Origin of the sequence: Duganella sp. 1224 (assembly GCF_013408245.1) — a bacterium.
Taxonomy (GTDB): domain Bacteria; phylum Pseudomonadota; class Gammaproteobacteria; order Burkholderiales; family Burkholderiaceae_D; genus Rugamonas.
Genome location: NZ_JACBYS010000012.1, coordinates 39511 through 51478, shown reverse-complemented (window position 1 = coordinate 51478; position 11968 = coordinate 39511). Strand labels below are relative to the sequence as shown.

13 protein-coding genes and 1 tRNA gene are annotated in these 11968 nt (G+C 65.9%); 7 read left to right on the top strand and 7 right to left on the bottom strand.

What is annotated here, in order from left to right; genetic code table 11:
- Positions 1-8: 8 nt before the first annotated feature.
- Together FHW58_RS26820 and FHW58_RS26815 are read right to left on the bottom strand one after the other, a co-directional pair.
- Positions 9-737, bottom strand: a complete 729-nt coding sequence (locus FHW58_RS26820) for a DsbC family protein (protein WP_179676251.1) — start codon at positions 735-737, stop codon at positions 9-11.
- Between the two features lie 21 nt (positions 738-758).
- The gene (locus FHW58_RS26815; RefSeq protein ID WP_179676250.1) at positions 759-1979 is read right to left on the bottom strand and encodes an FAD-dependent monooxygenase; all 1221 of its coding nucleotides are present in this window, start codon (positions 1977-1979) and stop codon (positions 759-761) included.
- A gap of 77 nt (positions 1980-2056) precedes the next feature.
- Between FHW58_RS26815 and FHW58_RS26810 the strand changes: the two genes are divergently transcribed.
- A tRNA-Phe gene (locus FHW58_RS26810) sits at positions 2057-2132 on the top strand.
- 95 nt (positions 2133-2227) lie between these two features.
- Here FHW58_RS26810 and FHW58_RS26805 read toward each other — a convergent pair.
- Complete coding sequence (locus FHW58_RS26805) at positions 2228-2956, bottom strand: SDR family NAD(P)-dependent oxidoreductase (protein ID WP_179676249.1); 729 nt, start codon at positions 2954-2956, stop codon at positions 2228-2230.
- 106 nt (positions 2957-3062) lie between these two features.
- Between FHW58_RS26805 and FHW58_RS26800 the strand changes: the two genes are divergently transcribed.
- Positions 3063-3452, top strand: a complete 390-nt coding sequence (locus tag FHW58_RS26800) for a helix-turn-helix domain-containing protein (protein WP_179676248.1) — start codon at positions 3063-3065, stop codon at positions 3450-3452.
- A gap of 85 nt (positions 3453-3537) precedes the next feature.
- Here FHW58_RS26800 and FHW58_RS26795 read toward each other — a convergent pair whose 3' ends face one another.
- The 3 genes from FHW58_RS26795 to FHW58_RS26785 all read right to left on the bottom strand — a co-directional run bounded on the left by FHW58_RS26795 (position 3538) and on the right by FHW58_RS26785 (position 5452).
- Complete coding sequence (locus tag FHW58_RS26795; RefSeq protein ID WP_179676247.1) at positions 3538-3930, bottom strand: hypothetical protein; 393 nt, start codon at positions 3928-3930, stop codon at positions 3538-3540.
- Positions 3914-4450: a hypothetical protein gene (locus FHW58_RS26790; protein ID WP_179676246.1), complete on the bottom strand. Its 537-nt coding sequence runs from the start codon at positions 4448-4450 to the stop codon at positions 3914-3916. Before FHW58_RS26790 ends, FHW58_RS26795 begins: the two co-directional genes overlap by 17 nt.
- Positions 4451-4534: 84 nt before the next feature.
- Positions 4535-5452 carry an AEC family transporter gene (locus FHW58_RS26785; RefSeq protein ID WP_179676245.1) on the bottom strand — a complete coding sequence of 306 codons (918 nt, stop codon included), beginning with the start codon at positions 5450-5452 and terminating at the stop codon, positions 4535-4537.
- 133 nt (positions 5453-5585) lie between these two features.
- On the opposite strand from FHW58_RS26785, the gene FHW58_RS26780 reads away from it, so the two are divergent.
- From FHW58_RS26780 to FHW58_RS26760, 5 genes are read left to right on the top strand one after another with little or no spacing between them, the layout of a single operon-like run.
- Positions 5586-7781, top strand: coding sequence for a family 1 glycosylhydrolase (locus FHW58_RS26780; protein ID WP_179676244.1), 2196 nt, complete (start codon positions 5586-5588; stop codon positions 7779-7781).
- Positions 7782-7835: 54 nt separating this feature from the next.
- The gene (gene yegQ / locus FHW58_RS26775; RefSeq protein WP_179676243.1) at positions 7836-9191 is read left to right on the top strand and encodes a tRNA 5-hydroxyuridine modification protein YegQ; all 1356 of its coding nucleotides are present in this window, start codon (positions 7836-7838) and stop codon (positions 9189-9191) included.
- Between the two features lie 60 nt (positions 9192-9251).
- A complete protein-coding gene (locus tag FHW58_RS26770) occupies positions 9252-9623 on the top strand; it encodes a hypothetical protein (RefSeq protein WP_179676242.1) in 372 nt (123 codons plus the stop codon).
- Positions 9624-9636: 13 nt separating this feature from the next.
- Positions 9637-10512 (top strand): subclass B3 metallo-beta-lactamase, encoded by an 876-nt coding sequence (bla, locus tag FHW58_RS26765; protein ID WP_179676241.1) that lies wholly within the window; start codon positions 9637-9639, stop codon positions 10510-10512.
- A 31-nt stretch (positions 10513-10543) separates the two neighbouring features.
- The gene (locus FHW58_RS26760) at positions 10544-11404 is read left to right on the top strand and encodes a CAP domain-containing protein (protein WP_229265508.1); all 861 of its coding nucleotides are present in this window, start codon (positions 10544-10546) and stop codon (positions 11402-11404) included.
- 4 nt (positions 11405-11408) lie between these two features.
- On the opposite strand, the gene FHW58_RS26755 is transcribed toward FHW58_RS26760, so the two are convergent.
- Positions 11409-11945, bottom strand: coding sequence for a DUF2058 domain-containing protein (locus FHW58_RS26755; protein WP_218892899.1), 537 nt, complete (start codon positions 11943-11945; stop codon positions 11409-11411).
- Positions 11946-11968 lie beyond the last annotated feature (23 nt).

Sequence of the window (11968 nt, the reverse complement as noted above, 5' to 3'; positions counted from 1 at the left end):
GTTACTGCTTACTGCTTAACTTTTTTGAATTTTTCTTCGAGCGACTTGGCGTCGATCGCGCCAGGGATGCGCGAGCCGTCGGCGAAGAAGATCGCCGGCGTGCCCTGGATGCCCAATTTGTGGCCCAGCGCCAGCACCTCGTCGTTCGGCGCGTCGCACTTGGCGGCAGCGGCCGGCGCGGCCTTGCCGTTTACCATCCAGTCGTCCCAGGCCTTGCCACGGTCCGGCGCGCACCAGATGTTTTTCGATTTGACGAACGAATCATCCGACAGGATGTTGTACATGAAGGTGTAAATCGTGACGTTGTCGGTTTCCTTCAGCGTGGTCTGGCGCAGGCGCTTGCAGTAACCGCAGTTGGGATCCTCGAACACCGCGATCACGCGCGAGCCGTCGCCCTTGACGGTCTTGATGGCTTTGTCCAGCGGCAGGTCGGAGAATTTGATCTTGCTGATGTCGTCGATGCGCTCGCGGGTCAGGTCGGCGCCGGTGGTCAGGTTGAAAATATGACCATTGATCAGGTACGTGGCCGTCTTGTCGGTGTACAGGATGTCGTTACCGATGCGGACTTCATACAGGCCGCTGTAAGGCGTTTCGGTGATCGAATCGACCTTGACGTTCACGCCCAGGCGCGGCTCGATCAGCTTCTTGATCGCCTCGGGGCTGGGCGGGTTTTGCGCGCCGACGCAGGATGCCATCAACACCGACAGCGACAGCAAAACGGACTTACTCTTTCTCATAACTTCTCCGGTAACGACTGATTACTTGCCCATCGCGTGAGAGATCAGGCGGCGCTTCAGCACAGGTAATTTATCCAACAAGTTTAATCCGAAATTACGAACCACGCGCAGGGGCTCGATATCGGTCTCGAACAGGCGCGCCAGACCATCGGTGGTCACCTGCATCAACAGCACGTCCTCCTTGCGCGCGCGGGCATAGCGGGCCAGCACGCGGTCGTCGCCGATGCCGCGCTGCGGCTCGCGTTCGGACAGGGTCTTGATCAGCTGCGCGACGTCGCCGAAACCGAGGTTCATGCCATGGCCGGCCAGCGGGTGCACCACGTGGGCGGCGTCGCCGATCAGGGCCACGCGCGGCGCGGTCATGGCGTGCGGACGGATCAGGCGCAGGGGAAAGTCGCGCACCAGTTCCGGCTGCAGCGGCGTCAGCGCGCCGAGCTTCTCGTGGGCGAACACCGCCAGGCGGTCGGCGATCTGCTGTGCCGACTCGGCGCGCAGCGTGTCGGCCAGTTGCTCCGGCGCCGACCACACCAGCGATACCTGGTTGCCCGGCAGCGGCAGCAAGGCGACGATGCCCTCGGCGCCGGTGAACCATTGATAGGCGGCGCCATGGTGCGGTTTTTCGCAGGCGAAGTTGGACACCACCGCGCGCTGGTTGTAGCTGCGGTAATCGAGGCCGATGTCGCACTGGCCGCGCACCCACGACTGGGCGCCGTCCGCGCCCACCACCAGCGCGGCGCGCAGACTGCTGCCGTCGTCCAGCGTCACCGTGGCGCGGGTGTCGTCGCGCAGCAGGCCGATGGCGCGGCCGGTGACCGTCTTGACGTTCTGGGCGAAGCGCAGCGCCGCGTCCAGCGCCTGATTCAGGTTGCGGTCTTCCAGAATCCAGGTCAGCGTAGTGGTGTGGGCGCCATAGGCATCGAACGCCAGGCCGCCGGCGCGCGGGCCGTCGCCATGGACGACCATCGCCTCGACCGGCGCCACGCGCGCGTGGTCCAGCGCGTCCCACACCTTGAGCGAGGACAGCAAATGATGGGCGGTGTGATTCAGCGCGTAGACGCGCGCATCCCACCCCGCAGCGGCAGCGGCCGGGGCCGGCGGCGGGGCCGGCGGACCGAGCAGCGTCACGCTCAGGCCGGCCTGGGCCAGGCCCAGCGCGGCGGTCTTGGCAATCGCGCCATTGCCAACTATGCAAATATCACTATCGGTCACGCGCAGCGCCGCGGAGGTGGTGGGCTTGTTCATCCGGGCATTATAGCGTTTGTAGGAAATCGAAATTGCTACTTGCAATCCCGTTTCCACGTGCTATAATTCTGCTCCTTGGCCTGGTAGCTCAGTTGGTAGAGCAGAGGACTGAAAATCCTTGTGTCGGTGGTTCGATTCCGCCCCGGGCCACCAAGAACATGTCAAACGCCGATCCCTGCAGGTCGGCGTTTTTGTTTTCCGGACCAGAAAATCTTCCCGCCCGGACTTCCCTCCCCTTTAGATCCAGCTCAAGCCACCATGCCGCCGTCGACATGCAGGTCGGCGCCGCCGACAAAGCTGCTGTCGTCGCTGGCCAGGAACAGGGCGGCGCTGGCGATTTCCTCCGGCCGGCCCAGGCGGCGGAACGGGATCCGGCTGGTCAGCGTTTCGCGCAGCGCGTCGCTGACGCCGTCGAACATCGGCGTATCGGTCGGGCCCGGGCTCAGCGTGTTGACGCGGATGCCGCGCGCCGCCAGCTCATGGGTCCAGGTGCGGGCGTAGGAGCGCACCGCCGCCTTCGATGCCGAATAGGTCGCATAGCCGGGATTGGCGACGGTGCCGGCGATCGAGCCGACCAGCACGATCGTCCCGCCCGCTGTCATCTGACGGGTGGCGCGCTGCACGGTCAGCACCATCGCGCGCACGTTCAGGTCGAAGATGCAGTCGATATGGTCCTCGGTGATCTCGTCCAGCGGCGCGTAGTCGGCGACGCCGGACGAGGTGACCAGAATGTCGAGCTGGCCGGCGCGCTCGGCCAGCGTCGCGAACAGGCGGTCGAGGTCGGCGGTGCTGGTGACGTCGCCCGGGACCGCCTCGGCGTCGCCGCCGATCTCGGCGAGCGCCGTGTCGAGTTGGGCCTGCCTGCGGCCGGTGATGAAGACCTTGGCCCCCTCGGCCGCGAAGCGGCGCGCGATGGCCAGACCGATACCGCTGCTGCCGCCGGTGATGAGGGCGGTTTTTCCTTGAAGTTTCAACATGCTGGGCTCCTGGTTCAAAAATGAGTGGACGGCCCATGATACATTCCGTATATTTAGTGTCAATTACGCACTTGATATAGCCTAGATATATAGGAGGAAACCACTGATGCCCAACGACGTCGACGCCCTGCTCGCGGAAATCAACAGCACCAGGCCGGTGCTCGAACAGATCACCAACAAATGGTCGGTGCTGATCCTGGCCGTGGTCTGCGAGCGGCCGTCCCGCTTCAACGCCATCAAGCGCCGGCTCGATCCGATCACCCACAAGGCCCTGACGGAGGCGCTGCGCCGGCTCGAAAGGAACGGCCTGGTCAACCGCAAGGTGATCGCAACCTCGCCGGTGGCGGTGGAATATTCGATTACGCCCCTCGGACTGACGCTCCAGCAGCCGTTCGCAGCGCTGATTTTGTGGGCGCAGCAGCACGGCGGGCAATTGATGGCTGCGCAGTTGGCGCATGAAGACGACAGCAAGGTTCAGATGGCCGCAGCGGCATGAACCGGCGGCTCCGCGTTGCCGGTGCCGCCCTACCAGTTGAGACCGTTGCGCGTGGACCGAATCGGGCTAGGGGCGCACCGGCCAATCATGATGTTGTCAAATCCAGACGAGGCGCAGCTTGTAGGGAAATTGGTTCCAGGCGAATCTGTTCATCAGAGAAGCGCATACGCTTCTGCAATTGGTCATCAACTATCAGCAGATCTTCCTTGTCCACGAAAAACGCGAGATAAACAGTGACACCAAAAGCGGCCTTGTAGCGCGCCCTTAACGCGTCGGGCTTTGGGGGAGTGGACCGATGGTCAGGTATGGCCCTGACCTCGACAACAAAATTCTCTTCAACATCGCCAATTTTTCCCACGGCGAAAAGGTCGGCACGTAGCCCATTGCCGTATCGGATTTCTTTTGACGTGGTGTAGCCCTTCCTTACCAAGGCAAGCGAAATAAGAGAGGTCGCAAATTTTTCAGGGCTGTCCATCATGTGACCGCTTCTGTGTTTTTTGAGCGTGGGCTTTTCGCGTTAATAGAGATTCGAAGCTTGCCATTTTAGACCCGAAGTGGGTCTGGACCTCTTTATAAATCTGCAGACGTGTGCCCGTTTCAGATAGCGAAAATAGCCGGGGAACCCCAGCCACTCCGCCAGTCAGGGTAGTCTCAACCGCAATGACGAATACTTCCTCGGAGTCGTCATCAACACAGGCCACGGCCACCAGGTAAACAGGGCAACGACGGGCCAGCGCCCTTTTCACCTCATCTGAGGTAAATCTCGCAGGGATAAGCTGACCAGGCGGTGAAGGCTTATTTGTGGCTTTTACCTGCAGAAAGAAGAAGGGGCCATATGCCGAACCACTATCATCCAGCAGGTTAACCATGAAGTCCAGGAGTTGCGCCTTTTCCCCGAGAAAGGTAGTAGAAAATCTGTAGGCGTTATCAATTCGTCGGCGAAATAACAGGGAGACAAGGTCCTCACCCAAGTTGCCGAGATGGTTGGTTATGCCCACGTAGCTTGTCCAAAACGATTAAAGGAAAAACGGCACGGACAATGCCTGCCATGCATCAATTCTAATAATTATGCAGCCGCTCGATTACGACTGGATCATGGAAATGCACACAAGCACGGCCATCAGGCTCAGCGCGGACAGCAGCGTTTGCAGCGTGATAATGCCGGCCATCAGGTGGCTGTCGCCGTTGAGCTGGCGGGTCAGCACATAGGACGTGGGCGCGGTGGGCAACGCGAAGAACAGGGCCAGGATGGCGCGTTCCAGCGGCGGCAGGTGCAGCAGCCAGCCGCAGCCAAATGCGATCAGCGGCGCCAGCACCAGGCGGCTCAGGCTGTTGGTGAGCAGCGCGCCCCACTCGCCGCGCAGCTCGCGCGGATTGAGCGCGGCGCCGACGTTCAGCAGGCCCAGCGGCAAACTGGTGTTGGCCAGCAGCGTCAGCAGCTTGTCGGCGCCCCACTGCAACTGCAGGCCGCTCAGGTTGAAGGCCACACCGGCCACGCACGACAGGATCAGCGGATTGCGCACTATCGGCAACAGCAGCGCCCGCGCGCCGGCGCCACGCCCGGCCGTGAGGGCCAGCACCGACAGCACGTTCACCGTCGGCACGTAGACGGCAATAATCACCGCCGCCAGCACCAACCCGGCCTTGCCGAACAGGCTGCCGATCACCGCCAGGCCCAGGTAGGTATTGAAGCGCAGTACGCCTTGCACCAGCACGCCGAAGCGCGCCTGCGGCCAGCGCCGCCACCACCACGCGGCCGCCAGTCCGACGCTGCACACGCCCAGCCCCAGCAGCACGGCGCCCAGCACCCGCGGCAGCGCCGGATTGTCCAGCGGCGCCTGCGCCAGGCTGGAAAACAGCAGCGCCGGAAACAGCAGGAAGTAATTGATCTTTTCCGCGCCGGGCCAGAAGCCGGCGCCGGGAAATCCGCGCCGCCGCATGAGGTGGCCGGCCACGATCAGCGTGAACACCGGCCACAGCGTGGTAAGCAACACCGTCATCCGCCCTCCCCCCTTGTCGTAGCAGCCAGTGTAGCAGCGCCCGCGCAACAAGGCTGTCCGAAAGGCAACGCTGCGCTGGCGCCGGCGGTTTTTATCCATACTGGACGCCTGTCCGACAAGCCCAACGCAGACCATGAGCAGACCGACCGACGCGCCCCCACTGCAACTGTGGGGCGGCCTGGAAGCCACCGTCAACCGCGTCGGCGACCGCTATTTCAGCCAGATGGCGCAAAGCGGCCACGACCAGCGCATCTCCGATCTCGACCGCTTTGCCGCGCTGGGCATCAGCGCCCTGCGCTACCCGGTGCTGTGGGAGCTGGTGGCGCCGGACGGCCTCGACACCGCCGACTGGTCGTGGCCGGACCAGCGCCTGGCGGCGTTGCAGCGCCTGGGCATCACGCCGATCGCCGGCCTGGTGCACCACGGCAGCGGCCCGCGCCACACCAGCCTGACCGATCCGGCCTTCGCGCCGCAGCTGGCCGCGTACGCCGGCGCGGTGGCGCGCCGCTATCCGTGGCTGGACTACTACACGCCGGTCAACGAGCCCTGCACCACCGCCCGCTTTGCCGCGCTGTACGGCCTGTGGTATCCGCATGCGCGCAGCGACCGCGCCTTCGTGCGCGCCGTGCTCAACCAGTGCCGCGGCGTGGTGCTGGCGATGCGCGCGATCCGCGCGGTCAACCCGGCCGCCAGGCTGGTGCAGACGGACGATCTCGGCAAGACCTACGGCACCGCGCCGCTGGCGGCCAAGGCGCGCTTTTACAACCAGCGCCGCTGGCTGGCGTGGGACCTGCTGTGCGGCATGGTCGGCCCCGGCCACGCGCTGTGGCGCTACCTGACCGACAGCGGCGCCAGCCCCGGGGAGCTGGACTGGTTCCGCGCCCATCCCTGCCCGCCGGACATCATCGGCGTCAACTACTACATCACCAGCGAGCGCTGGCTGGACCACCGCGCCGCGCATTATCCGCCGCACGAGGTCGGCGCCGAGGGCTTCGCCGACGTGGTGGCCGCGCGCGCACTGGCCCGGCCGCGCGCCGGCATCGGCCCCTTGCTGGAGGAAGCCTGGCACCGCTATGGCCTGCCGCTGGCGGTCACCGAGGCCCACCTCGACGCCCGCCGCGAGGACCAATTGCGCTGGCTGGCGGAAATCTGGCACGCGGCCGGCCAGGCGCGCCAGCGCGGCGTCGACGTGCGCGCCGTCACCGCCTGGTCGCTGCTGGGCGCCTACGACTGGAACTGCCTGGTCACCGACTGCCGCGGCTATTACGAAAGCGGCGCCTACGACCTGCGCGGCCCCGCGCCGCGCCCGACCGCGCTGGCCACGCTGATGCAGGAACTGGCCAGCGGCCGGCCGCCCTCCAGCCCGGTGTTGCGCGGGCCCGGCTGGTGGCGCCGGCCCGAGCGGCTGCTGCACCCGCCGGTGGACCTCGGCGCCGATCCGTGGGACGCCCACCTGCCGCCACACGGGCCGGCGCAGCCGCTGCTGATCAGCGGCGCCAGCGGCACGCTGGGGCGCGCCTTCGCCCGCGTCTGCGCGGCCCGCCACCTGCCCTGCCACGTGCTGACGCGGCAGCAGATGGACATCGCCGATCCGGCCGCGGTGGACGCCGCCATCCGCCGCTACCAGCCGTGGGCCATCGTCAACGCCGGCGGTTACGCGCCGGTGCCGGCCGCCGAGCACAATGCCGAGCGCTGCCTGCGCGACAACGCCCACGGCCCGGTGGTGCTGGCGGCCGCCTGCGCGCGCCACGCGGTGGCGCTGCTGAGTTTTTCCAGCGACCGCGTGTTCGACGGCGCCAAGGCCGGCCCCTATGTCGAAAGCGACCCGGTCAGCCCGCAGTGCGCTTACGGCCGCAACCAGGCCGAGGCCGAGCGGCGGGTGCTGGCCATCCATCCGGCCGCGCTGATGGTGCGCACCAGCGCCTTCTTCGATCCATGGGACGGCCACCATTTCGTCGGCCGCGCGCTGGCGGCGCTGGCGGCCGGCGAACCGTTCACCGCCGCCGATGACGTCATCGTCTCACCGACCTACCTGCCCGACCTGGCGCACGCCTGCCTGGACCTGCTGATCGACCGCGCCGCCGGCCTCTGGCACCTGACCAACGGCAGCGCGCTTAGCTGGGCAGAGCTGGCGCGGCGCGCCGCCACGCTGGCCGGCGTCGACAGCGGCGCCGTGACGCCCACCCGATCCGCCACGCCGCCGCGCCACGGCGCGCTGGGCAGCGAACGCGGCCAGCTGCTGCCGGCGCTGGACGACGCCCTGCACCGCTACCTGCAGGAGGCCGGCGCGCGGCATGGCGTCCCCGCAAGTCAGCGTTTTTTGATCTAGCGCAAGGAAGCGGCTGGACAGCGTCACTAGAATCCCCGGCTTTGCCCGCCATTCATGCTCAACGCTCCCGAACTCCTCCTGCCCGCCGGCTCGCTCGACAAGATGCACGCCGCCTTCGACTTTGGCGCCGACGCCGTCTACGCCGGCCAGCCGCGCTACAGCCTGCGCGTGCGCAACAATGATTTTTCCACCCTGCACGCGCTGGGGGAAGGCATCGCCGGCGCCCATGCGCGCGGCAAGCAGTTCTTCGTCGCCAGCAATATCTTCGCGCACAACGCCAAGCTCAAGACCTATCTGCGCGACATGGAACCGGTCATCGCCATGCGGCCGGACGCGCTGATCATGGCCGATCCCGGCCTGATCATGATGGTGCGCGACAAGTGGCCGGAGATGCCGGTGCACCTGTCGGTGCAGGCCAACGCCGTCAACTGGGCCGACGTCAAGTTCTGGCACCGCATGGGGCTGACGCGGGTGATCCTGTCGCGCGAGCTGTCGCTGGATGAGATCGAGGAGATCCGCCAGCAGTGCCCGGAGATGGAACTGGAGGTGTTTGTGCATGGCGCGCTGTGCATCGCCTACTCGGGCCGCTGCCTGCTGTCGGGCTACTTCAACCACCGCGACGCCAACCAGGGCACTTGCACCAATTCCTGCCGCTGGGATTACCAGGTGCAGCATGCGCAGGAAGACGCCACCGGCGATTTTGCCCAGGTGATTCCGCTGCAGTTCAACCAGGCGCTCCAGGCGGCCGCGCAGCAGCCCTGGTCGTCGCTGCACCAGCAGCCGCGCCATCCGCTGGCCGACCACGCCTACCTGATCGAGGAAAGCGGCCGGCCCGGCCAGCTGATGCCCATCATCGAAGACGAGCACGGCACCTACATCATGAACTCCAAGGACCTGCGCGCGGTCGAGCACATCGAGCGGCTGGTCCGCATCGGCGTCGATTCGCTCAAGGTCGAGGGACGCACCAAGTCGTTGTACTACGCGGCGCGCACGGCGCAGGTGTACCGCCAGGCGATCGACGACGCGGTGGCCGGCCGCCCGTTCGACGTTGGCCTGCTGGGCCAGCTACAGGGGCTGGCCAACCGCGGCTACACGGACGGTTTCTACCAGCGCCATCACACGCAGGCACACCAGAACTACCTGCGCGGCGCGTCCGAGGCCAACCGCAGCCAGTACATCGGCGATGTGCTGAGCGTGACGGACGGCTGGGCGCGGGTGGAGGTGAAGAACCGCTTCGCCGTCGGCGACCGGCTGGAAGTCATCCATCCGCGCGGCAACCGCGACATCGCGCTGACCCGCATGCTGTCCGACGACGGCGCCGAGATCCGCGTGGCGCCCGGCAGCGGCCACATCGTCCGCATCGCGCTGGATGCGGCACTGGACCGGGCATTGCTGGCGCGCTATCTATAGGCTTGCGCGCCGGCGACATTTGTCGCATACTGAATACACCAGTCGCAAGCGGATGTATTCATGCCTATTTTTCGTGTTCTATTTGCCGCCGCGTTGATCGCAGTAGCGGCAGCGGCCAGCGCCGCGCAGCAAGATGTCAACCCGCTGCGCGCCCAAGCGCTGGCGCGGGATTATCAAGTCTTCGTCAGCCTGCCCACCGGCTATTCGGAAAGCGGACCGGCTCTGCCGGTGGTGTTCGTCACCGACGCCGACTATGCGTTTCCGCTGACGCGCGCCATCCGCGCCGGCGTCGGCATCCCGCCTTTCATCCTGGTCGGCCTGTCGTACGCGGTCGGCGACACGCCGGAATATAGCCGCCGCCGCGACTACACGCCCACCCGACCCGACATGATCACCGCCGCATCGAAATGGGCCATTCCCCGCACTCGCTAACCCTACCCTCACCATGAAAAAGAAAATCCTCGGCGGCCTGTTGTCCGCATTCCTGCTCCACGCCAGCGCGGCCGACTGGTATGCGCCTCAAGAGCCATTCCAGCTGTACGGCAGCACTTATTACGTCGGCACCGGCGGCATCAGCGCCGTGTTGATTACCTCCCCGGCGGGACACATCCTGGTGGATGTTGGCGGCCCGCAGGCGGCGGATCAGGTGGCGGCGCACATCCGCCAGCTGGGCTTCAGGCTGGAAGACATCCGCTACATCCTCAACTCGCACGCGCACCCGGACCATGCCGGCGCCATCGCCGCCTTGCAGAAGCTGAGCGGCGCCACGGTGCTGGCCGGCGCGCCTGCCATTCATGCGCTGGAGAGCGGCCAGCCAGATCCATCCGATCCGCAGTATCCAGGCCTGACGCCGATGTCGCCCATCGCCAAATTGCGCGCCGTGCGCGATGGTGAGACGATCCGCCTCGGAGCGCTGGCGGTAACGGCGCACGCCACGCCGGGCCACACCAAGGGCGGCATGAGCTGGACCTGGCAAGCCACAGAAAACGGCCGCAGCGTCAACGTGGTCTTCGCCGACAGCTTGTTCGGGATCGCCGCCGAAGGCCGCAGCTTTAGCCGCAATCCGCAGTACCCGCGGGCGCGGGCGGATATCGAGCGCTCGATGGCCAGCATCGACACGCTGCCGTGCGATGTGCTGATCTCCGCCCATCCTGAATTCGGCGGGCTGTGGGAACGCAAGGCGAAACAGGCCACGCGCGGCGACGCCGCCTTCATCGACACCGGCGCCTGCCACAGCTACGTGGCCAAGGCGCGGGAAGTCCTGGCGGAGACACTGGCCGACGATGCGGCCCTCGACAAAAAGCGCGCCGCCATGCCATGATGGACGGTCACACCAGATACCGGGAGCCGTCTTGTTCAAACTGCCAATCTTGTTCGCCACCGTGCTTGCCGCCGGCACCGCGGCAGCTGCGCAGGCGGATGGCGAGCACCTGACGGCGCTGGTCAACGCCTACCGCGCTGCGCCCGGATCTTGTCAGGGGGCGCTGGCGCAACCGGCGCCGCCATTGACGCCGCAACCGGCGCTGGCGGCCGTGCGGCTCACGCCCGGCATCATCTTGTCGGCCGCGCTGGAGCGCGCCGGTTACGCCAACACCAAGGCCGACGCCATTTCCATCGCCGGCACCGCTACGCCGCAAGACGCGATGGCCGCGATCCGGCAGCTGTACTGCCACACGCTGCTCAACACCAGTTACACCGACATCGGCAGCTCGCGCAATGGCAACGAATGGACCGTGGTGCTGGCGCGCGCGGCTGATCCGCTGCCGTCTACCACCTACCCGGACTGGCAGGACGCGGGACAGGAAATACTGCGGGAGGTGAACGCCGCCCGCGCCACCGCGCGCAATTGCGGCGAGCAGTCCTTCCCGCCGGTGGGGCCGCTGGCCTGGAACGCGCAGCTGGGCGTCGCCGCGCTGGAGCACAGCAGCGACATGGCGTCGCAACGCTATTTCAATCACATGGGAAAAGACGGCAGCGATGTCGGCGTCCGCTCGCGTCGCGCCGGCTATAACTGGAGCCGCATCGGCGAGAACATCGCCTTCGGCTCGTACACGCCGCAAGAAACCGTGGCCGGCTGGCTGTCCAGCCCCGGTCACTGCGCCAACATCATGAACGCCGGCTTTACCGAAATGGGTGCGGCCTACGCGGTCACGCCGGAGAAGCATCAGGGCCTGACTTACTGGACCCAGGTGTTAGGCAAGCCGTACCGCTAGGCGCTTACCACATCAGGTCATCAGGGATCTTGTAGGCGGCGTACGGATCATCCTCGTCCACCTCGGTCGTGGCCTGTTTGACGCGCACCACGATGTCCGGATTGCGCTCGGCGATCTTGTCGGCGATCACGCGCGGCACCAGTTCATAGCTGCCGCCCTCGCCCACAATCACCAGCCGGCCGGCCACCAGGTGCTCGCGCACCGCCGCCGTCACGTAGATCCGCTCGATCTTGGTGCCGAAGGTGAAGTTGTAGGCGATGTCGGCGTGATGGCCCTTGCTCTGCTTATTCTGCTGCACCATCTGCGTGATCTGCGCGGCGATGGCCTTCTGCTGCGCGGCGGCGTCACGTTCGGCATTGGCCAGGCGCGCCTTCTCGGCGTTGGCGCGCTGCAGTTCCTGCGCCGCCAGCTTGGCTTGGTCGACCGTCTCGATGCCGGCGCGGCGATTGTCTTTCTGCTGTTTGCTCTTGTTCTGATGGGCGACTTTCACTTTGCTCTTGTCGACCAACCCGGCTTTTAATAACTGGTCCGCCAGTCCCATGATGCTTACTCCTTTTCAACGAA